General features: G+C 39.3%; 20 protein-coding genes. 15 read left to right on the top strand and 5 right to left on the bottom strand.

Annotated features, from left to right (window positions below; all coding sequences use genetic code 11):
* Positions 1–43: 43 nt before the first annotated feature.
* Positions 44–1,534 (bottom strand): diguanylate cyclase DgcJ, encoded by a 1,491-nt coding sequence (dgcJ, locus tag GFB57_RS18000; protein ID WP_003030710.1) that lies wholly within the window; start codon positions 1,532–1,534, stop codon positions 44–46.
* Positions 1,535–1,698: 164 nt separating this feature from the next.
* On the opposite strand from dgcJ, the gene GFB57_RS17995 reads away from it, so the two are divergent.
* Entirely contained in the window at positions 1,699–2,469 is a 771-nt protein-coding gene (locus GFB57_RS17995) for a class I SAM-dependent methyltransferase (RefSeq protein ID WP_003030709.1), read from the top strand.
* 65 nt (positions 2,470–2,534) lie between these two features.
* Here the strand turns inward: GFB57_RS17995 and GFB57_RS17990 are convergent, their stop codons facing one another.
* A complete protein-coding gene (locus GFB57_RS17990) occupies positions 2,535–3,818 on the bottom strand; it encodes a YeaH/YhbH family protein (RefSeq protein WP_003030708.1) in 1,284 nt (427 codons plus the stop codon).
* Between the two features lie 121 nt (positions 3,819–3,939).
* Positions 3,940–5,874: a protein kinase YeaG gene (yeaG, locus tag GFB57_RS17985; protein WP_003030707.1), complete on the bottom strand. Its 1,935-nt coding sequence runs from the start codon at positions 5,872–5,874 to the stop codon at positions 3,940–3,942.
* Positions 5,875–5,952: 78 nt separating this feature from the next.
* On the opposite strand from yeaG, the gene GFB57_RS17980 reads away from it, so the two are divergent.
* The 5 genes from GFB57_RS17980 (at position 5,953) to GFB57_RS17960 (ending at position 10,645) form a co-directional block, all read left to right on the top strand.
* The gene (locus tag GFB57_RS17980; protein ID WP_290366867.1) at positions 5,953–7,899 is read left to right on the top strand and encodes a recombinase family protein; all 1,947 of its coding nucleotides are present in this window, start codon (positions 5,953–5,955) and stop codon (positions 7,897–7,899) included.
* Positions 7,900–8,314: 415 nt separating this feature from the next.
* Complete coding sequence (locus tag GFB57_RS17975) at positions 8,315–8,467, top strand: hypothetical protein (protein WP_170975151.1); 153 nt, start codon at positions 8,315–8,317, stop codon at positions 8,465–8,467.
* Between the two features lie 84 nt (positions 8,468–8,551).
* A complete protein-coding gene (locus GFB57_RS17970) occupies positions 8,552–9,097 on the top strand; it encodes a hypothetical protein (RefSeq protein ID WP_137370777.1) in 546 nt (181 codons plus the stop codon).
* A 70-nt stretch (positions 9,098–9,167) separates the two neighbouring features.
* The gene (locus tag GFB57_RS17965) at positions 9,168–9,647 is read left to right on the top strand and encodes a hypothetical protein (protein WP_137370778.1); all 480 of its coding nucleotides are present in this window, start codon (positions 9,168–9,170) and stop codon (positions 9,645–9,647) included.
* Positions 9,648–10,153: 506 nt separating this feature from the next.
* Positions 10,154–10,645, top strand: coding sequence for a hypothetical protein (locus GFB57_RS17960; RefSeq protein ID WP_137370779.1), 492 nt, complete (start codon positions 10,154–10,156; stop codon positions 10,643–10,645).
* A 152-nt stretch (positions 10,646–10,797) separates the two neighbouring features.
* Here GFB57_RS17960 and GFB57_RS17955 read toward each other — a convergent pair whose 3' ends face one another.
* On the bottom strand, positions 10,798–11,535 hold the full coding sequence (locus GFB57_RS17955; RefSeq protein ID WP_290366866.1) for a hypothetical protein: 738 nt from the start codon (positions 11,533–11,535) through the stop codon (positions 10,798–10,800).
* Positions 11,536–11,692: 157 nt separating this feature from the next.
* Positions 11,693–12,607 (bottom strand): hypothetical protein, encoded by a 915-nt coding sequence (locus tag GFB57_RS17950; protein WP_290366865.1) that lies wholly within the window; start codon positions 12,605–12,607, stop codon positions 11,693–11,695.
* A gap of 344 nt (positions 12,608–12,951) precedes the next feature.
* Here GFB57_RS17950 and GFB57_RS17945 point away from each other — a divergent pair, with 344 nt between their 5' ends.
* From GFB57_RS17945 to GFB57_RS17905, 9 genes are all read left to right on the top strand, one after another.
* On the top strand, positions 12,952–13,677 hold the full coding sequence (locus tag GFB57_RS17945; RefSeq protein ID WP_137370782.1) for an HNH endonuclease: 726 nt from the start codon (positions 12,952–12,954) through the stop codon (positions 13,675–13,677).
* Positions 13,678–13,711: 34 nt separating this feature from the next.
* A complete protein-coding gene (locus GFB57_RS17940) occupies positions 13,712–14,101 on the top strand; it encodes a hypothetical protein (protein WP_137370852.1) in 390 nt (129 codons plus the stop codon).
* Positions 14,102–14,336: 235 nt separating this feature from the next.
* Positions 14,337–14,630: a hypothetical protein gene (locus GFB57_RS17935; RefSeq protein ID WP_137370783.1), complete on the top strand. Its 294-nt coding sequence runs from the start codon at positions 14,337–14,339 to the stop codon at positions 14,628–14,630.
* A gap of 12 nt (positions 14,631–14,642) precedes the next feature.
* On the top strand, positions 14,643–14,912 hold the full coding sequence (locus GFB57_RS17930; protein ID WP_137370784.1) for a hypothetical protein: 270 nt from the start codon (positions 14,643–14,645) through the stop codon (positions 14,910–14,912).
* Positions 14,913–15,547: 635 nt separating this feature from the next.
* Positions 15,548–16,123: a hypothetical protein gene (locus GFB57_RS17925; RefSeq protein WP_290366864.1), complete on the top strand. Its 576-nt coding sequence runs from the start codon at positions 15,548–15,550 to the stop codon at positions 16,121–16,123.
* Entirely contained in the window at positions 16,023–17,906 is a 1,884-nt protein-coding gene (locus tag GFB57_RS17920) for a terminase gpA endonuclease subunit (protein WP_290366863.1), read from the top strand. Before GFB57_RS17925 ends, GFB57_RS17920 begins: the two co-directional genes overlap by 101 nt.
* Positions 17,907–17,917: 11 nt before the next feature.
* Positions 17,918–18,403, top strand: a complete 486-nt coding sequence (locus tag GFB57_RS17915) for a hypothetical protein (RefSeq protein ID WP_290366862.1) — start codon at positions 17,918–17,920, stop codon at positions 18,401–18,403.
* Between the two features lie 2 nt (positions 18,404–18,405).
* Positions 18,406–19,902: a phage portal protein gene (locus GFB57_RS17910; protein ID WP_290366861.1), complete on the top strand. Its 1,497-nt coding sequence runs from the start codon at positions 18,406–18,408 to the stop codon at positions 19,900–19,902.
* On the top strand, positions 19,847–21,661 hold the full coding sequence (locus tag GFB57_RS17905) for a phage major capsid protein (RefSeq protein ID WP_290366860.1): 1,815 nt from the start codon (positions 19,847–19,849) through the stop codon (positions 21,659–21,661). Before GFB57_RS17910 ends, GFB57_RS17905 begins: the two co-directional genes overlap by 56 nt.
* Positions 21,662–21,664: the final 3 nt, after the last annotated feature.

Raw genomic sequence — 21,664 nt, 5'->3', positions numbered from 1 at the left:
GACTTACTCCTGGTACAACAATGAAAATCCTGCAGAAAAATAATCACGCACCGGCGTGTTTTTTCTGTTTGTTCAGATAGAGCTGTGCATCAGATGCTTTGTAAGCATCATCAATAGTGTCGTTCGGCTGCATATTATAAACCCCGGCGGAGAAGCTGATGGATATATCATGCGCAATAATTTGTAAGTTATAGCGAATTCTCTCCAGCAGGCGGGGCGTTAAATCACTGGGGTGGTCGATGAGGATAATACAAAACTCATCGCCGCCGAGGCGGATGGCGTAGTCGCTTTTGCGAATAGAGCTTTGAATGGCTTTGGCCAGATGAGTGATAATCCGATCGCCTTCTTTATGCCCTAACGTGTCATTGATGACTTTCAGTTTATCGCAGTCGATGGCGATAAAGGTGACGAGCGTTCCCGTGTTCACCAACTGTTGCAAACGCTGCTCAAGCGCCGGCGTTAAAATTTTACGGTTGTAGAGCCCGGTCATCGCATCACTAACATTTTCCCGCGTGACGTTGTGATACAGCCGAAAATGCGTTCTGACCATATTCAGCAGTAATATTGTTGCCAGTAAATAGAATGCGAATATCTTCCAGGACGAGACAATAAAATACATAACATCGAGTGAGAGTGTGATGCGTATACCACCGGGTATGTCCTTCTCATAGTGAACATAGCGGAACAGATCGGTTTCACTTTTATGAACGAGAATCTCTTTACCGGAGCTGGTATCCGAGACCGTTACATTAAGATAGCGCCAGACGAGAGGGCGGTCGCTGGTATAGAAAATATTCTGTAAATTCTCTTTATTAATATCTACCATCACCACACCTTTTAACTTACCGGTGTAGTAGACCGGTGTTAAAAAGCTCATCACTTTTTTCTCGGTCAGGTTATCTTCATAAATACTGGAAATCACCGTGCGGCCGGTGAAAATACCATCAATATCATTTTGGTCGATTCCCAGCGTACCTTTTTGCAAAAACGACCAGTTGTGTATCGCAAATTTCCGCGAGTCGATCAAATCATAGAAATAGACGTAGTTATTTTTGAGATCGACGTAATATCGAAATTTATACTCTAACGTCCCTAATCCCTGACCGTAATCTTTCTGCTGACGATTAACATTGACCGCCCGGTCAAAAGAAGGCAGCAGAAAAATGTCATCAAGCTGTTCACTACATTTTGTTGAGGTGGTCTGCAACGTACCGTGTAATGGCAGATAGTTGTGCTTAGTAAGGTTGAGCCCATGAGTGCCGTTAACGCTGTCGAAAGCGGTGCAAAGTGCTTTTTGCTGTTCGAGAGAGGCTGGCTCCTGGGGGGACGAAAATGTGCGCATCAGATGGGCTGCGATGCTTTGATTTGTGTACTTATCATAGAGAAACGATGAGTCGGCTTTCTCATTGATATAGCGCATGTACGCATTCATTGCTTTATCGCTGGCAATGAGCTCATAAACCAAAAAAGAAGACGTCAAAACAATTACGCTGACGGAGATAAAGAGCCTGAGCGCTTTATGATGCAATTTCATAATGATTTACAGCCCTGTAAGTCTGATAATTCAGTCTATCACACGGCATACATCCGCTCTAACGCTACGGGCAAGGACATTTTGTAATAAAAATCATTCGCGCGCTTCACCTTTAACCTTTAATGTTGTATTTATAATGCAACTTATAAAAAGGAGACAGGCCAATGAGCGCGACTGAAAAAGCGGGTCATACATTTTTAGCCAGCCTGGGCAAAACCCGTCTGCGTCCGGGCGGCGTTGAAGCAACAGAATGGTTGTTTAGCCAGTCACAGCTGACGCCCGGCAGCCAGGTGCTTGAAGTGGCGTGCAACATGGCCACGACGGCGATAGAGTTAGTTCAACGCTATGGCTGTAAGGTATACGCCATTGATATGGATAAAACCGCACTGTCAAACGCAAGGAATAACGTGGCGGAAAATGGTCTGGAAAATCACATTTATGTGATGGCGGCAAACGCCAACACTCTTCCTTTTGCGGATAACAGTTTCGATGTTGTGATTAACGAAGCCATGCTGACAATGTATGCCGATAAAGCGAAGGCGAAGTTAATTGCCGAATATTATCGCGTGTTGAAGCCCGGTGGGCGCCTGCTCACCCACGATATTATGTTCACCACCCAAAAACTGGGCGCGGGCGATCAGGGCCTGCTTGTCGATGTGGTGAAATCAAACGTTAGCCCAATGACCAGACAAGGCTGGCGTGATTTGTTTCTTAACTGCGGGTTCGAACAGGTTTTGCAGCAGAATGGCAACATGTCGCTGATGTCACCGCGCGGATTAATTCGTGATGAAGGGCTTACAGGGGCAGTTAAAATTGTGTTTAACGGCTTACGCACGAGCGAAAATCGTCGTCGGTTCCTGAAAATGTTTCGCTTCTTCCGTTCGCAACGTCATCAGCTAAACTACATTGCCTGCTGCTCTGTTAAGGGAAAATAAAAACAGGATGGGGCACTATTTATAAAATCAGTCAGCACATCTACGCGCTGACTGATTTGTTTAGGTTAATTGTTACTGGTCGTACTTTGCTTATGAAACAGTTCGCGAAATACCGGGTAAATATCATCCTGGTCGCGGATATGCTGCATCGCAAAGTTATCAAAGGTTGATTGCAGATGTTCGTATTCACGCCATAAGGTTTGGTGGGCGCGGCGAGTGATTTCGATATAGCTGTAATAGCGTACCACTGGCAGCAGCTTTTTCGCCAAAATCTCATGACACAGCGGTGAATCATCTGCCCAGTTATCACCGTCCGATGCCTGTGCAGCATAGATGTTCCACTGGGCAGGGTTGTAGCGATCTTTCACCACTTCATCCATTAACTTCAGTGCACTGGAGACAATGGTCCCCCCGGTTTCCTGAGAGTAGAAGAACTCATGTTCATCCACTTCTTTCGCTTGGGTATGGTGGCGAATATAAACCACCTCCACGTTCTTATAGGTCCGGCTTAAGAACAGATACAGCAGGATATAAAAACGTTTAGCCATATCTTTGGTCGACTGATCCATCGAACCAGAGACGTCCATCAGGCAGAACATCACCGCCTGGCTGGAAGGGTCGGGGCGTTTTTCATAATTTTTGTAGCGTAAATCAAAGGTGTCGATAAATGGCACGCGTTCGATTTTTGCCCGCAGTTCGGCAATCTCTTTGCGTAACCGTTCCTCTTCCAGCAACTGCGCTGGTTCGCTTTTCGCGATGGTTTCCAGATCCGCTTCGAGAGCATGCAGTTCGCGACGCTTACCCGCTGTCATCGCCGTACGGCGCGCCAGTGAGTTTTGCAGGGATCGCACCACGCTAATGTTGGCAGGCACACCGTTAGAGGTAAAACCTGCCCGGTGTGTTTTATACTCCGTTAACTGACGCTGCTGATTCTGCTTCAGGTTAGGAAGTGCTAAATCTTCGAACAACAGATCAAGATATTCATCTTTAGAGATCTGAAAGACGAACTCATCCTGACCCTCACCATCTTGGCTGGCCTGGCCTTGTCCACTTCCTGAACCGCCACCGCCGCCCTGTGGGCGTTCAATGCGGTCATTCTGCACAAAATGGTCGTTACCCGGATGTACGCGATGGCGCAGGCCACCACGTCCCTGATGAAACATTGGTTCGCTAATATCATCAGTCGGAATAGAGACAGATTCGCCGCTATCCACATCAGTCACCGAACGCTTGTTAATGGCCTCGGAGATCGACTGTTTAATTTGCGATTTATAACGGCGTAAGAAGCGCTGGCGGTTTACCGTGCTCTTGTTTTTGCCGTTAAGACGCCGGTCAATAAACCAGGTCATAAGCCCCCCGTACTGCCAACTGTTCGCCATGTCTGTAAGTGCCGGATGGCGCTGTCGCTGTCCGGCCTACGGAACATTGTTTTGCAAGCCCGGTAAGCGCATGCGCCACCGGGCACTTATGTTAAGACGATTTACGTACGCGCAAATACCATTCGCACAGTAAACGCACTTGTTTACGCGTGTAGCCTTTTTCCATCATACGGTCGACAAAATCGTCGTGTTTTTTCTGCTCGTCAGTCGAGGTTTTAGCATTGAACGAAATGACCGGCAGCAGCTCCTCGGTATTGGAGAACATTTTCTTCTCAATAACCGTGCGTAGTTTTTCGTAACTGGTCCAGTTTGGATTGCGACCGCTGTTATTCGCTCTGGCACGCAGAACAAAGTTGACGATCTCGTTACGGAAATCTTTCGGGTTACTGATACCCGCCGGCTTCTCAATTTTCTCCAGTTCTGAGTTCAGTGACTCGCGATCAAACAGCTGCCCGGTATCTGGATCGCGATACTCCTGATCCTGAATCCAGAAATCCGCATAAGTGACATAACGGTCGAAAATGTTCTGTCCGTATTCGGAATAGGATTCGAGATAAGCTGTCTGGATCTCCTTGCCGATGAATTCAGCATATTTCGGGATCAGATAGCCTTTCAGGAACTCAAGATAACGCTCAGCTTGCTCCTGCGGGAACTGTTCACGCTCGATTTGCTGCTCCAGTACGTAGAACAGATGAACCGGGTTAGCTGCCACTTCAGCATGGTCAAAGTTAAATACGCGAGAGAGGATCTTAAACGCGAAACGCGTGGACAGACCGTTCATTCCCTCATCAACCCCGGCGTAATCACGATACTCCTGATAGGATTTCGCTTTTGGATCGGTATCTTTCAGGCTTTCGCCATCGTAAACGCGCATCTTCGAGTAAATGCTCGAGTTCTCAGGTTCTTTCAGGCGAGAAAGAATGGTAAAGCGAGAGAGCGTTTCCAACGTGCCCGGTGCGCAAGGCGCATGGGTCAGCTCACTGTGGTTAAGCAGTTTTTCGTAAATTTTGATCTCTTCAGAGATCCGCAGGCAATAAGGCACTTTGACGATGTAAACACGGTCAAGGAACGCCTCATTGTTTTTGTTATTACGGAACGTTACCCATTCAGACTCGTTCGAGTGGGCAAGAATAATCCCGTTAAACGGCAGGGCGGAGATACCTTCTGTCCCGTTGTAGTTTCCTTCCTGGGTGGCGGTCAGCAGAGGATGCAGCACTTTAATCGGTGCTTTAAACATCTCAACGAACTCCATAATCCCCTGGTTTGAGCGGCACAGTGCGCCCGAATAACCGTAGGCATCAGGATCGTTCTGGGCGTGGTGTTCGAGTTTACGAATATCCACTTTCCCGACCAGCGCAGAAATATCCTGGTTGTTTTCATCACCAGGCTCCGTTTTAGCGATAGCGATCTGCTCCAGAATAGACGGCCAGACTTTGACGACGCGGAATTTTGTAATGTCCCCGCCAAAATCATGCAGACGTTTAGCAGCCCACGGCGACATGATCGTACCGAGATAACGACGCGGGATCCCATACTCTTTTTCCAGGATCTGCGCGTCTTCCTGCGGATTAAACAGGCATAACGGATGATCGTTGACCGGGCTACGTTCGCCATTGGCGCTCAGGACATAAATCGGTACTCGTTGCATCAGCGACTTCAGCCGCTCAGCAAGAGATGATTTCCCCCCTCCCACAGGCCCCAGCAGATACAGAATCTGCTTCTTCTCTTCCAGACCTTGAGCCGCATGCTTCAAATAAGAAACAATCTGCTCAATGGCGTCTTCCATGCCGTAAAACTCTTCAAAAGCGGGATAGCGTGCAATTACCCGATTCGAAAAGAGTCGAGAAAGTCGAGGTTCATGGGCAGTGTCAACCATGACAGGCTCACCAATAGCCATTAATAGCCGCTCTGCCGCGTTGGCATAAGCACTGCGATCTTGCCGACAAGTGGTAAGAAACTCCTGCAGCGTGAACTCTTCGTCCTTGGCAGCTTCATAACGCTGGCGATAGTGATCGAATATATTCATGGTATGCCGTCCTTTCGTATACTATGGGAACATTTTGATTTAATACTTTTAGCGTAGTTCTTCAACGGGATAAAAATTATGCTCCGTCCTATATGTTATGAGCGAGTATCGTCCATTCAGCAAATCGAAGGGGGCGGTGGTCTGGATGACCAACGATCAGCACTTGAAGGTTATTTAGAAAGTAATTCTGAAATTTTTACAAAAGATAGACTTTTTATTCAAGATCGTGGTGTTTCTGCATTTAAAAATTCTAATATCTCATCCGAATCACAATTGGGAATATTTTTACAGGATGTGCAGAACCGCAAGTACGGCGAAGGCGACGCACTCATTGTTATGTCGCTGGACCGAATCAGTCGCAGGTCCAGTTGGGCAGAGGACACTATCAGATTCATTGTGAACAGCGGAATCGAGGTTCACGATATTTCTGCCAGTACAGTGTTACGGAAAGATGATCCGCATTCAAAACTGATAATGGAATTGATACAGATGCGTTCTCACAATGAGTCGCTTATGAAGTCTGTGCGTGCTAAAGCTGCATGGGACAGAAAAATCATGGAAGCGGTCAAGAATGGTACGGTGATTTCTAACAAGATGCCAATGTGGTTGAAGAACGTTGATAACAAGTATCAACGCATTGAAGAAAAAGTAAATCTGATAAGAAACTGTTTTGAATGGTACAAACATGGTCTTAGTACAGGTGAAATAATCAAAAAAATTGGAGATCCAACGCTTCAAATGGTCACGGTTTCTCGATGGATACGGGATCGTCGCTTGTTGGGGGAACATGTACGGTACAACGGTGAGGTTGTTCACAATGCATACCCAAAAGTCATTGATGAAGATTTATTCATTACAGCCAATAGGATGATGGACCGCGTTATGCTGGAAAAAAGAAAACCAGCAGATGATCTGTTGCTTGAACCAGCAGTAGTACAAGAGATTTTTAGACTCTATGAAAGTGGTATTGGAACTGGTGCCATCGTTAAACACCTATCAAAAGGATGGAGCACTGTTAATGTATTGAGAGTATTAAGAGATAAAGGAGTAGTTAAACAAAAAATTATCGATAATCTAACATTTGAGCGAGTAAATCAGAAACTTTCACAAAATGGTGTTGCTAACCGTATTCGAAAAGATATAACTATTGCTCAAGATGATTATATTACTAACTTATTTCCTAAGATCCTCAAGTGTGGCTGTTGTGGGGGGAATATCGCAATACACTATAACCATATAAGGGTAAAGTATATAATTTGTAGAAACAGGGAAGAAAAAAAGATCTGTGATGCAAAATCAATTCAATACTTAAGAGTAGAAAAGAACATACTCCAGCTAGTAAAAAATATAGATTTTAACAAGCTAATGTCTGAAGGGGTTTTAGAAAGTGGATCAATAATTGATGGTATCAGGGAAGAACTGGCAACTTTACGGAAGGAAGAACAGAAGTATATTGATAAAATAAAGAAGCGTAAATCTGAGGGTAAACTGACTGGGATTCATTTGAATGAAGGTTTAACAGAGATACAGGATAGGATTGAAGAATTAGACAAAGAGATTATTAAATCCCAAGATATAAAAGAAATACCAAAACTCGATTTCAACATTGAGGAGGTACTAGACCCATTGAATGTAGAATTGCGTGCTAAGGTACGTAAAGAGCTTAGGTTAGTATTAAAATCAGTTAAGTATAGGGTAGTTTCTAAGTCAATTTTTGTTAGTCTTGAATACTACACTGATGTTCTTGCACATGTAATTGTAATTAATAATCAACGTGGCGGTGGTGAAGTACAAACTGAATTCGCTATTGAAGAACATGATGGATGTAGAGTTTACCGAACTGATTCATTTGTATTAAGTTATAAAAAAGGGAATGAAGTACCACAGTTTCACACATATGAAGGTGTTCCGATAAATAACTTTGAGTATCTAAAGTTACGGGACCTTATCGAAGAGGTTGAGGGTAATGGGATTGTATCTAGTTGGATGTACAAAAACTATGATTTTGTTTTCATGAATCACTAAAATTATTAGTGATAGTACAAAAACGACTATTACTACATTTTTCTCCTTTTCTAATAAATAAAAGTATGAAAAGGAGAACTACATGAAAACACTAATACTATTCACAATCGGCTTCCTAGTTATGGTTACAGGTCTAATAGAATACCTATTTGTTGGGTGTTTAATCTGGCTTGGGCTGTGTACCGTTGTAGAGATTATAAATCTCTTTATAAAATAGCATGTTACAAAAAATCAAGTCTAATTTTGGGACGTTTGGGCGTCCATGTGATATAATATAGATAAATTAACGCATTTAACTGCGTTCCTATCAGTACACAATAAATAAGTATGTAATTTTATAATATTCTCCTTAGATCAAGACTGCCCCATTCGTGGGGTATCTTTATGTATTGAGAATCTAACAAAAGGTAAACAAATGAATTCAACCAAATCAATCATAATAGCGGCAAAAGTAAGCCAAGATCAAAGCGAAGCACTTGATAAACTAATATCAGATGGTATAGCTAAATCACGTTCGGCAGCGATTCAATATCTAATTTCACAACATATGATTTTAGCGAGTAAGTAAAAAGGTCGGTACTCACCTAGCAGTATAAAATAATAAACACATCTTACTAATGGATTAGTAAGCCCGTCCACAAGGAAGTAAAAAATGAAAAAAGGCGTAAAACAATATACAAACTTTGAAGTAAATGAATTCGGTACTATGGCACGTAACATTGATACGGGTGAAGTAGTACAAGTAACATTGAATGCTAGATATCCAACATTCAACTTCTCAAATACAACAGTAACCGCACATCAGCTAGTGGGGCATTCTTGGCTTGCTGAGAGCTACCGTGAGGGCTTAGAGATAGATCATTTGGGCGATGTAAAGGATAACCACTATACACGCTTAGAATGGGTTACACACTCGGAAAACTGTAAGAGGGCAGCAGCAAGACGTAAAGCAGCGGGTATCACCCGTTATAAAGGAGGCGTTATGAACTATGAAATATTCATCGATTTACTACATACTAAAGTTGACTATGATTACAGTCATTCAGAAATGAGGGATTACATAGGATACAAGTATAATCAATGGTTCAACGTTTCATACTTTCCCAACGTACTAAACAAAGTTAGTTCTTTACGGTTATGGGAATATCTAAAAACTGATACGCAAAATTCACACTTATATTTTGTATTCAAAAAATAATAAAAAAGGCTACATGGTATCACCCCAAGTAGCCAGTTTAATTCAATAATAATTCATAAAGGTATTTATCATGGCAGGAAAAAAACAGGAAAAGGATAACAGCAGATTCATTAAAATAGCGGGTAATAATAGAAAGTATAGTGATCTTACAACAGATGGGAAATCAATCGTATTAGATGTTATTGATAGTAGTTCTGGTGCTAAAGGTTATGATCCTAAGAAGTTATACTTTGTGTTTTATAGTTGCACTAAAATCACACGTAAGGTGGTTATGTATCATCTACAACGATACTATGCAGAATTCGAAAAGGGAACCAATCCCCCATCGGACAGTACAGCAAGAAAGTTTACCACGATGTGTAACAAGTTAGCAGACCTGCTACCAGACGCACACGATAACGGTACTAATTTATACAAGAAACAACAGCAGGGGATGACTTATCTACATCCTAAACAGAAGTATGAAATCGATACGATGTATAATGACGGTAAATCTATTGAAGAGATTATGTCGAAATTACAGGGATTCATTGATGATGTTGCGAAGTAATACCTTCGCAAGATACCCGTTCTGGTCGCAAGATGACGCAAGATAAAGTCAGAAATCCACTGATTTTACTGGCTTTTCTGATGTTGCGTGGCATCTTGCGACCTATAATATAATTATCCATATCCAGATATTTTAAAATAGATATACGCCGTATTAATTATTGAGGGCTAACGCTCCTACGTCGCATTATCCCTAAAAAACAAATATAGGTATAACTTTGCGTTTTTCTCGCTATCGCTACGAAAACCCGCAAGCGTCTTTTCTTTCGCTTTGCTCAATCCAGTAGGTGTAGTTACTCAGAGATACTACTTAAGATACTTTTGTCGCCCTTACGGGCTAAAGTGTTCTGGAGTCCTACCGCGTCGTAAACTCCTTGCTTGGGTCGTTCGCTGTTAAAGCTCACTAAAGTGATTATCAAGTGAATAGACTTAATCCAATACAGAACTATTAACTACTGGAGATGAGATAAAAATACTACATACAATTCATAACATAAGGAAGTAACTATGAAACACGTACTAATAAATCACCACATACAGGGAATGTTATTTTACGATAAACAAAAGAAACGCCGCTATTTCGTAACTAAACAGAACGTCACAGTAAATACTGTACCAATAGAAGAACCAATAGAATACTTCTATGACTTATCCGAAGAAGCATACTTTCAGCAATCAATAATGCGTGATGATTTGGATGAACTTATATACATGGCGAAAACATACATAGATGGAATACAGATAATGGAAATTAGAGTAGTAAACAACAACCCAATGAACTTTAAAGCACTAATCAATGGTTCACTTGAACTATCAATTCACTATGAAGATGGTGTGCGTGCAATGCCGGGCTTACCAAACGTAGAACTACTGGATCAGTACTGGAAGGGTGGAGTACATCAGAGTGCATCAGCGAATGAAGCAAAGGTACGGGAGATTCTTATGGCAACCCCAAAAGTAAATGCTAAAAAAATAAAGCCCCATAATGGGGCTACTTAGATTTGATGCTTCATTAATCAAGCTCAATTTTAATAGACAATTTTTCATCAACAGAGTTCCGTATGTAAACAAAAGCATCAACTCTCCGAAGAAAATTAGCTAATTGCTGCAGACCATTACCTATTTGTGCAGTTACTTGCCATCCTTATTCATTAGATTTTTTTCTTATACTGTATGAAATGAGTTATGGGTTTGTTATCAGCATGGGTTTTAATAACAATATCATTTATTTTTTTATTTAAACCCAAAACTTTATTTTGAATACTTCTTAATTCTTGAGTTGTTATTTTTATTGCCACTTCTTCATCATCACGCAACATTCCTACTTTAGACTCCGACTCTAAAAGATCTTCAAAAACTTCATTAAACTCTTCTGATAATGAATTGAATTCTGATATCAATTTTAAAGAATGATCACTGAGAATATAATTATATCTACCAACTGAAAATAGACGAAGATTAATTGAATATGATAAGTTGAAAAAATCATGTAAATGTTCTTCAATTATATCTAAGTTTTCTTTAAAACGACTAGAATCACAGGTTATATTAGTCAATACATGAATTAATTCATTTGTGAATTTAATCGTATCCCTTTTTATCTCAGAGCTATACGAACGAAGTTTAGGCAGATCACTATAAATAGCCTCTTCTACAATACGGTGAGTTATATCATAATCCTTTTGAGCCATCCATACTGGGGCTTGTCTATATGCAGCAAATGCAATAAAAAAAGTACCCATTGTTCCTAAGGCACTAAACCAATCACTAATACTGCCTGGTTCCCATTTAAAATTTACAGGCTGAAGATATTGTGTCGTCATAAATATAACTAATACAGCAAAAAAAAGTAATAGGAGTAACGTGATAAATGTTTTTTTCAAATTCATTTTTAATGTTCCTTACTATCATAAGAGAGTAGATTGTAAGTTCTTTAGTTCTAAGACCACAAGAGTAGAGCTAAAAATCTAAGTTCTGTACTTATAATAATTACCAATGCAATAAGTACATAGCCCACTAAATTGTGGGCTTACTTTTATAGATGTGTTAACAATTCCTTACTATTTTATCATAGCGTTCTACGAATGTAATTATTTTTAGAGAGTCTTCATTATAAGTATCAACCCATTTTTTCATTGCATTTTCTATAATAAAAAGAAAGTCAACTAAATTGAAGTAAGTTGTATCGCCAATAGTAGTTGTTTTGAACGAATTAGGGCTTTGGATAGAGAAGCTGATCCTTCTGATGTCACCATTCTTTACCTTCTGACTATCTAAATTAGACATATGGATGAGTGAATTTCTTAGTTCCCAGAGTTCATCAGCCGTAACTTCTATTGAAGATAAGTCAGCATACTTAGTAATCCATTTTTTAAAGTTATGATGTTCTCCAATATCAACCCATGCAATTGTATCAATAAAAGAAAAAAGAAGTTTTACACAACTAAGATAATGCTTATTATTGAAAAGATAATGTATTGGCTTAAAATGGTCATCAATTAATAATTGAGCTATATCAAACTTTTCACTGACGAGATATTTTGAGAGATAATCATTACTATGTGAAAAATTGTAACCTGAGAACTTATCAATATGATGTTGCCTCAGCGGTTCGAAATCCAATCTATGTTGATTCATTATTTTACCATTCAGTATTGGAGTGATTAGATGCAAACATTCATCACCAATATTGTAGGGTGCTAAAACATCTGAGAAAATCATACTTAAATTATCAATACGCATCATCGCATTAATTTTTTCTAGTGACACTCCATTCTTTTTATCCTTAAGTATCTGCGGTATATCTCCATATTTTGCCTCAGTAAGATCTGTCCCAACTTTTGATAATAAAAAATTGATTTTTTCTTGTTCTGTACCTGAATGCTCATAAAGAACAAATGCAACATGTGTTATTACATCGTCGGATGCAAAAAAATACAAATTAACTAATTGTTCTTTCATCTATCCTCCATGGTATATGAATATATTAAATTGAAAAGGAAACTTAGCAGGGAGCAGATATAATAAACTTTTCTCGACAAATTTACAATTTCTAGACTAAGAATTTGTTCTATCAGGACTAAATAGGTATTGAAATAAATATTTAGTTGATTTAGTGAATTTTCATGCGTAATGATCTACGCAATGCAATATTAATACTTTACCATCAAAAGGAACACACATACACTATCGATTGTTGGAGGTTTCTATCTACTTTGGGTAGGTTTGTTAGCTGTACGAACGATAGGAACCTCCAACAATTGATAGTATCGAGTGATGTAGATCACATAATTTAAGGATGAAAAATGTCCCGTACAGAGTTCATGCGTTCTTTGGGTGCTACATGTAAAAATGACAACTGGAGTTGGTCATTTATTGATGAGATAAACAAAAAAATAATTTTTGGAGCTTGGGAAGATCTTAGATCAGATGATGGAAAGAAAGTTTTAATCTTGGCTAGCAGTTGGCGTGAGAATGTAAATGGACACAAAAAAGCTGGTTATACACAATCTATTGAACATATAGATAAGATTTTATATGAAGGGTATAGTCTTTTTACCTTTAGTCAGACTAGGCATGAGAAAACAACTGATAATGGTGCTGCTAGGATTAAACATTTTGAAAAGGAAATAGTACGAAAATATCTTACTAAAATTGGTGGGGATTGGTATGCAACCGATGAGAATTGCTATTCATTTACTCCTGAAATAGAAAATGAATACTATGAGGGTGAAAAGCGTCGAAGGATTGCAACGTACTATGAGAGAGATCCAAAGGCGAGAAAAGAATGTATCGATAAACATGGTTTGAGTTGTGCTGTCTGTGGCTTTAATTTTGAAAAAGTGTATGGTAATCACGGAAAAAATTATATTCATGTTCATCATATAGTGCCACTACATACTATTGGTAAACGCTATAAGATTAACCCAATTAAAGATCTCATTCCTTTATGTGCAAACTGCCATGCAATGATTCATATTGGAAAAGAAATGAAGACAGTTGATGAATTAAAAGAGTTGTTAAGGAAGTAAAGTGAAATCAATTTTTACTAAGAGACGATATGTGATGATAAAATTATTAGTAATTGTGCCATTATTGTTCAGTTCTTCACTCTACGCAGCGGAAGCTAACGTTGGTCAGATCTGCAAAGCGGCGGCTGCATCTATGTTTGGGCGAGATCATAAAATAATGAAGCTTGATAAGATTCAATCAGATGTAGCCTATGTCCATTACATACGTAAAGATGACAGCACAAGATGGGCTATCAAGTGCAAACTGATTGATGATCAAGTTATGTGGGCATCAAACAATCCAGATAGCTCAGGTCGTTGGAGAAATGATCCGGCTGATAGTGTAGTAAAATACAAAGTGGATGGAAACAAACTGACTATATCAGAGGTGTATAGCGATGGTTCAAGTACATCTAACTCATATTCATTAAAACAATTAAAATAAATTTAGATGGTCAGGCAGTCGATGGGGAGTATAAATCCGCTAACAATACTAAGCCAGCGGTTATGCTGGCTTTTTTTATACCTAAATTCCTCTATGCAAGAATAAATGCAGTGTATTACCCATAATGTTCTACGCCTAAAACAGTTAGCTCAAGTATTAATGTTCAATAAAAACTAAAGATAGTGGTTTGAATGCCGATACTAGTAATTTGATGCTGAATTGATGGTTATTAATAATGAAAAAGAGTACACAGGTTATAATTGCTATTGCAATTCTTGCAACCTATTTTAAATTTAAAGATGGTAAACCCACTGCAAGTGACACATCCCCTACCGTGACACTAACAGCGGAGGAAGAACAGGATGCAAGAGACTTTGCACAGGCACTAATCCAACGGGATTATAAATGCGATAAAGTTACAACTTTCAGTACAGCCAACTTCTCAGGCTATGCAACTGTATTCTGTGATGATCGATATGAATATAAAGTATCTAAACAATCAGGACGTTGGATAGTAGAACCACAATGAGGACTGTATAACATGGGCTTATTCGATAAGGGACGCAAGACACCAACACTAACCCAAATGGCAGCAGGTGCAGTATGTTATGCCGTTGCACCTACTGTTACATTAGGGGTACTAGGTATCGCCACTGTAATTCATTACGTTAGAGAATCACATAAGGAAACAAAAGAGATTGAAGCGGCAGCAGAATCTACCGTGAAGCATCCAGTAGTGAAGCATCCAGTAGTGAAATCCAAATACACACTACAGATGGAAGAAGAAACCAAGAAACTACTAAGACGTTAACCCACACAGCCCACTATCACAGTGGGCTTTTTTATTTCTAAATACTCTTATACAGCATAGGAGTACCCCCCATGATAACCATTCACATACACTACTCAGACGGCACACAATCCATCACAGGCGATTTATATACAGGTTATGAACCATCACGCAGGGACAGTATTATAACGGCTCATATCGCCACACAGGACGGATATAACCTATATATAGATCAACACTCATTAGGCCTCAAGTATAAGTACATCACCCTGGAACACTCCCGCTTTTCAATTGGTAAATATGTATATCCAATCACATCACTATGTTTATTCAAAGGAACAGAGAAGAACCATTTAAATAGACTACGAGATCTAAGGGATGAAGTAATGAACCACGGTACGGTAGATGGTGAGGCAATACCCTATCGACTAAGAATTTTAATTGCATCGATGGTGTGATGATTCAGTACGGATAGAATTAAGTGTTTAGTATATTAAACACAACCAATGCATAAATGATAATGATTCTTAACAGCTCGACAAGATTCGAGTTTTCGCCGCGAAGTATATTAAAAATACGTGGGATTTTTAATCATAAACAAGCAAATGATTTCAAAGCAAATCAATTTGTTTAGTACAGAAAACAGGAAGGGCATAATGTCTAAAACAAAAATTAAAGATGATGGAACCCGCTATACATGGCAAGAAATTGCAGATCGTTTTGGCGTGGAACACTCAACCGTTAGCCGTATCTGGTCTGGTAAAGGCTTAGATATTAATTGGCCTAAGAAATTAGTAGATGATTGGTTATTACAGAACGTCATTGAACCTTTACGCAATGGCGACACTAAAGGCCAAATACAAAAGGCAACACTACGCAAATTAGAAGCAGAAGCAGATATAAAAGAGTTAGAACTACGTACTGCCAGTGGTGAACTAATCCCCGTTGCAGTAGTACAGCAAACCTTATCCCAATACTTCTATCAATTACGTCAGGTATTACGAAGTATTCCCGCATCCAGCTATGTAGAACTATTTGAATCAAACGATGCACAAGAATTAAAAATGAAACTACAAGATAAAATAGATCGCCAATTGGAAGAAATTGGTCAGTACGAATATGAAGGAACATATGAAGAACAATTACCAGAAGATGATGAAGATCCTAACCAGATCTGTGAAGTCGATATTACCACCGAAGAAACAAAAACCAGCAGAATGGGTAGAGAATAATCTAGTATTTCCAGATGGTGAATTACAAGGGCAAAGAGTAAAATTATTCGAATTCCAAAAATCAGCCATTAACGATATCGTAAATCCTAGAGTACGTAAGATTGTATTAATGAGTAGTGCACAACTCCTAAAAACTACAGTATTGCAAAACTCAATGTACTACTTCATGGCTAACGATCCAAGTAACCAAATATTCGCAGGTGCAACAGCAGGAACCACAAGTAAATTCCGTAGTGGTAAATGGCAATCAGTAATTGAAGCATGTCCGGTACTAAAGAACCTTGTCAGTAATAAGAACGATAAGAATTTTACTAACAATGATAAAACACAACAGAACTTAGATGGAACATTCACATACTTCCTTACATTAGGTAGTAGTGCACAGCTACGTGGTTTAACAGCCCCTAGAGTATTCCTAGACGAAGTTAGTAACGTTGATGCAGAAGGGGATGAAGGTAATCCACTTAAACTAGCAGAGCAGCGTACAAAGGCATTTAGTACACCCCTGATTATGGTATGTAGTACACCACTAGATGAAAATGATCTAATCACTCAACAGTACGAACAAAGTAATAAACAAAAATTTCACGTTCCATGCCCACATTGTGATCATGAACATGAATTAGTTTTCGAAAACGTTAAATTCGAATGGAAAATAATAGATGGCGGTCGCCGTCGCATCCCAGACGCAGACACGGCAGAATTACAATGTCCCAAGTGCAACAATGTTATTTCAGAAGCACAACGTGTACGCATGATCAAAAAAGGTCATTGGGTAGTAACAGCACCAGAAGTTACCGATATCATGGGATATCACATATCACGTTTGTACTCCCCAATCAACTCTATTAAATCCATAGTACAAGATTTTGCCGAAGCACATTATACCTTCGATCTCGCGTCATTCACCAATAATGTTTTGGGCTTGCCTTGGGTAGATAAGGAAAATACCGATCACGATTTGGTACTACTTGAAAATTTACGTGATAGTTCAATAGACATTGATAATATCCCCGAAGATGTACTTGGAATTTTATTTGGCGTCGATCAGCAGCTTTCAAGGTTGGAGGTAACTACACTTGGAGTAAGTGAAAAGAACTTATACGTATTAGACCACCGCAGCATACATAGTATTGACTGTACGAAGATTGAAGCCCCCGCATGGAATAAACTTACAGCATTTGCACAAAGCGACTTTAAAACAGTATCGGGTAAACCCTTAAAAGTCCTAGCAGGTTTTATAGACTCCAGTAACGGTAACGCTACCAGTACAGTTTACCGCTATTGTGGATCATCTCAGATATTCAGACCTATCAAGGGTGCAGCCAGTGCAACTACCCCGCTATTCAAACAGAGTACCGCAGGTGGTCACACACTAATTAACCTTAACGTTAACTTAGGTAAAAGTAACATACGCCAATTACTAAACAGGGCAGTATCTGATAATGAAAATACTAAGGAACAACAACTACATTTCAGTCATTCACTACCCGATGACTATATGATTCAAGTTACATCAGAAAAGAGAATCATTAAAGCAGGTAGTTGGGTATGGGTTAAGAAAATTAGTTCAGTACGAAATGAAGCTCTAGACTGCCTTAACTACTCTTTGATTTGCTTCCAGTGGTATCTATCTAAATTAGGTTCACAACCATATAGACAACTACGTGAATTCAACGCAAAACAAAAAGAGAAAACTATAAATAAACAAGTAAATAATGAATCACCAACACCACAGCGTAGAACAGTACGCCCACGTAGAGGGGGTGGATTCTTTAAATAAGGAAATAAAAAATGGCAGTTGTTCGCAAGGTAAATCTAAAAGGTGATATCTTCAAAGGTGAAACAATTACATTCGATTATCCATCCGGTACTGATATCGATATTATCAAACCTGATGGTACTAAAACTTCATACACATACCCATTCCCAGATATTGATACTAATGCCTGGGATGCAGGTATATACACTGCAATTATTAGCAGTCCCAAAGTATATGGTGTTCAGCAATTCGAATTAATTGATCCTAAATCAAAGGTATCCGAATACCAAGACCTACTACAGATCATCAAAGATATCGATCAAATCACAATCGACCGTATCAAAGGTGGTGGTGTAATAAGTCAATCAATACAAAATAAAGCACTAACATTTGAAAGTGCAGAAGTATTAATGAAACTACGCTCAATCTATGTATCACGTGCTAACTCCTTAATCGCAGATATGAAAGGTCTAAATACTGGTAGCCCGATTAAATCAATAACTACATTCAGGAGATAAACATGTTTGGATGGGGAAAAAACAAAGGGGATAATATCCCACAAAAGAAAACAGTACATAAAAAACCACTAATGAAAAACAATCCAATGAAGCGATCTATTCAATCTTCATTGGCACAGGGTGCACAATCACCAGTTATCTCATTTGGTTTTAGTGCTGGCAATCAGGCAGGTAACATCAACGCAATTATCAACCGTACACTACCCGTAATGGTAGCAGTAAGCCGTGAATTAAGTATTAAGAATGGTATTGTTAAAAAGTATATTGCTACTAACTCTAGCGGTGTTACTGGTGCAGATGGTCTATATATTCGACCTACTACACATACTACTGATAATGATGATCAAAACATCGCAATTAACAAACTACTTGAAAATGCTTTCTATGATTGGGCCGAAGATCCTCGTGCTTTTTCACGTTGCGGCACTCTAGATATTAGTACATTCCAAAGGCTAGTAGAACGTACACGTAGTATTGATGGCAGTTGTTTTGTTCGCGTTCACCAAGTTAAGAATGGTTTACCACAAGTAGAAATTATCGACTGTATGCGTATTAGCACATATGAAAACCAACTTCTACCATCGGGTAACTATATTTCAAACGGTATTGAATTCGATACTAGTAATCGACCTGTAGCGTACTGGATTACTAAATACAATCCTATTATGTACAACTACACAATCGGAGATCGTGAACGTGTTCCAGCCGAAGAAATTCTACATCTATTCCAGCAGGACTACCCAACACAACAACGTGGTATTCCCGATGTACACGCAGGAACTGATAAACTAAAAGAACTAGAAGAATTCATGTCAGCGGCTATTACTTCCCGTAAAGTAGCAGCGTCAGCAATGGCCTTTATTACTAATCCAGATTCAGATGATATTGATCTAATCTCTAGTGATGAAGTTTCATATTATGAGCAAGACTTTTTAAATCCCGCAGCCATTGTAGAACTACAAGCAGGGCAGGATATTAAGACAGTAAACCCAACACAGACTACCGATGGTATTAATGAATTCGTAGATAAGCAACTAATGCTAATTTCTATGGGCTTAGATATTACTACACAGGCACTAACTGGTGATACTAGTAACGCTTCATTCAGTGCTAGTAAGTTAATCGATAAGATTCAACAATCAACATTTAAAACCCGTACAAATGCGTTAATCGTTTCTGTACTAAAACCACTTTATAAAGAGTGGCTAAAATCTGCAATGCTAAATAACAGTACATTAAGTGATTTAAGTTTCAGTGATTTTAATAAACTCACAGAAGCACAATATGTACCAACTCGCCAAATCTCCCTAGATCCATATAAAGATTTACAGACGGAATGCTTGGCGATTCAAAACAAATTGAAAAGTAGAGCAATGGTTATTGCTTCAATGGGCTATGACCCAACGGTAGTAATGGAAGAAATTAAAAAGGAAGAAAAGGAAAATGGAATTAACCCAGATTCAACAACAGAGGGCGATCAACCTAACACAGATCAGTAATGCTATTAATGAGCAAGACCGCACAGTAGAACTTTCTTTCGCATCAGAAACCCCCGTAACACGTGAAATTAATGGTTCTCTATACAATGAGATCCTTCTATGTAATTCCGATAACGTAGATCTATCCCGTTTAAATGACGGTGCACCTGTACTAGTAGAACATGATTCTATGCGTCAGGTAGGCATTGTAGAAAACGCACGTGTAGATATGGATAAAGTATGTCGTGCGACAGTACGTTTTAGTGCACTTGGAAGTGCATCAACAATCTTTGGAATGATCATTGAAGGTATCAGACCAAAAATTAGTGTCGGTTATAACATCCGAGATTACTACTTCGAAGGTAATAACTTAATTGTTACCCGTTGGGAACCTTACGAAATTAGTAGTGTGTCAACTCCAGCCGATCCCGGTGTAGGCATTGGTCGATCACTAAATAGTAATGATGAAATCAATTTAGAGGATCAACCAATCATGGAAGAACAAAAACAAGAAATCGAACTAGTACAGGAAGAAGTACAAACAGAAGTGGAAGTAGAAGAATCCGTAGTAGTCGAAGATATTCAAGAAGTAGAAGTACAACTGGAAGTTGAAGAAGTTGCAGAACGTTCACTAGATATTAATTCTATTGTAGACGCTGTGAAAGAATCACTAAATAAAGATGTAGAAGATAAGCGTGTACGTGAACTTCAATCTATTTCCGATGTGTTAGGGATTAATACTGACGAAGCAATTAATAACGGTGTAAGCGTAGAGGATTTTAAACGCTCACTAAATAAAGAAAACCAATCAATTGATAAGGAAATCAAAATGGAAAATAAAAACATTATCACCGAAGGTCTACGTAGTCTAAAAGGTGAATCCAACGAACTAGAAAACTTCGAACGTGGTACACGTGGTTATTCTCTAGATATGAACGCTATGGTACGTTCTACCGCAGATACTACTTCTACTGTTACCGCAGCAGGTCTAGTAAAAGAACAACTAGCCGATTCTTATATTCGTGATCTACTTGCCCGTACTGTACTAGGTCAACTACCAGTTACTGTATTTGGTGGTCTAGCAGGTCTAGGTAATCTATCTATTCCAGTAGCTAAAGGTATGTCCCCAGTTGCTAAATTCTACGCAGAAGATGAAAGCGTAGTTGATGGATTTGAAACATTCGACAAAATCACCCTTAAGCCAGCAATGTTTGCAGCAGGTATCAAAATTACTAAAGCAATGCTACTAAGCAACGCAGCTACCGAACGTTATGTTACTGATGAATTACTACGTCATTGCTCTAATGGTCTAGAAAAAGAAGTATTCACCAAACTACAAACCGAAGTTCCAGTAGTTACTACCGCAGCAGTAGGTGTAGTAGATGTAGGTGATATTCAATCTGCAATCGAGAAACTAGGTACTGCAAACGTTGATGTTAATCGCTGTGTTGCAATTGTTCACCCAGCAATGCTAGCTAAACTACGTCAACATGCAATTTTGAATAACACTGGTGGTATTGCTGCCGTGGCCGGGCATCGTTTTGAAATGTGGCTTAATGACGAAGTACGAGTAATTGAATCTACTTTCGTAGCTCAAGATACAATTCTAATTGGTGACTTCTCCGCACTAGTATTTGCTAACTGGAATGATGGTCAAGAATTGGATTTTGATGACACTACTTATCGTGCAGCACAAACTATCGCAATCCGTTCTTTCCAGTACCTAGCAACCGCTATTACTCATGAAGAAATGTTTGTACAAATCAAACTAAAAGCATAAGGA

The sequence above is a fragment of the Citrobacter sp. S39 genome, from assembly GCF_009495675.1.
Classification (GTDB): Bacteria; Pseudomonadota; Gammaproteobacteria; order Enterobacterales; family Enterobacteriaceae; genus Citrobacter; species Citrobacter freundii.
This window is presented reverse-complemented; position numbering and strand designations above follow the sequence as displayed.

Coding starts and splice junctions, on each gene's coding strand:
- dgcJ (WP_003030710.1), bottom strand. CDS start 1,534: ATGAAATTGCATCATAAAGCGCTCAGGCTCTTTATCTCCGTCAGCGTA.
- GFB57_RS17995 (WP_003030709.1), top strand. CDS start 1,699: ATGAGCGCGACTGAAAAAGCGGGTCATACATTTTTAGCCAGCCTGGGC.
- GFB57_RS17990 (WP_003030708.1), bottom strand. CDS start 3,818: ATGACCTGGTTTATTGACCGGCGTCTTAACGGCAAAAACAAGAGCACG.
- yeaG (WP_003030707.1), bottom strand. CDS start 5,874: ATGAATATATTCGATCACTATCGCCAGCGTTATGAAGCTGCCAAGGAC.
- GFB57_RS17980 (WP_290366867.1), top strand. CDS start 5,953: ATGCTCCGTCCTATATGTTATGAGCGAGTATCGTCCATTCAGCAAATC.
- GFB57_RS17975 (WP_170975151.1), top strand. CDS start 8,315: ATGAATTCAACCAAATCAATCATAATAGCGGCAAAAGTAAGCCAAGAT.
- GFB57_RS17970 (WP_137370777.1), top strand. CDS start 8,552: ATGAAAAAAGGCGTAAAACAATATACAAACTTTGAAGTAAATGAATTC.
- GFB57_RS17965 (WP_137370778.1), top strand. CDS start 9,168: ATGGCAGGAAAAAAACAGGAAAAGGATAACAGCAGATTCATTAAAATA.
- GFB57_RS17960 (WP_137370779.1), top strand. CDS start 10,154: ATGAAACACGTACTAATAAATCACCACATACAGGGAATGTTATTTTAC.
- GFB57_RS17955 (WP_290366866.1), bottom strand. CDS start 11,535: ATGAATTTGAAAAAAACATTTATCACGTTACTCCTATTACTTTTTTTT.
- GFB57_RS17950 (WP_290366865.1), bottom strand. CDS start 12,607: ATGAAAGAACAATTAGTTAATTTGTATTTTTTTGCATCCGACGATGTA.
- GFB57_RS17945 (WP_137370782.1), top strand. CDS start 12,952: ATGTCCCGTACAGAGTTCATGCGTTCTTTGGGTGCTACATGTAAAAAT.
- GFB57_RS17940 (WP_137370852.1), top strand. CDS start 13,712: ATGATAAAATTATTAGTAATTGTGCCATTATTGTTCAGTTCTTCACTC.
- GFB57_RS17935 (WP_137370783.1), top strand. CDS start 14,337: ATGAAAAAGAGTACACAGGTTATAATTGCTATTGCAATTCTTGCAACC.
- GFB57_RS17930 (WP_137370784.1), top strand. CDS start 14,643: ATGGGCTTATTCGATAAGGGACGCAAGACACCAACACTAACCCAAATG.
- GFB57_RS17925 (WP_290366864.1), top strand. CDS start 15,548: ATGTCTAAAACAAAAATTAAAGATGATGGAACCCGCTATACATGGCAA.
- GFB57_RS17920 (WP_290366863.1), top strand. CDS start 16,023: ATGAAGAACAATTACCAGAAGATGATGAAGATCCTAACCAGATCTGTG.
- GFB57_RS17915 (WP_290366862.1), top strand. CDS start 17,918: ATGGCAGTTGTTCGCAAGGTAAATCTAAAAGGTGATATCTTCAAAGGT.
- GFB57_RS17910 (WP_290366861.1), top strand. CDS start 18,406: ATGTTTGGATGGGGAAAAAACAAAGGGGATAATATCCCACAAAAGAAA.
- GFB57_RS17905 (WP_290366860.1), top strand. CDS start 19,847: ATGGAATTAACCCAGATTCAACAACAGAGGGCGATCAACCTAACACAG.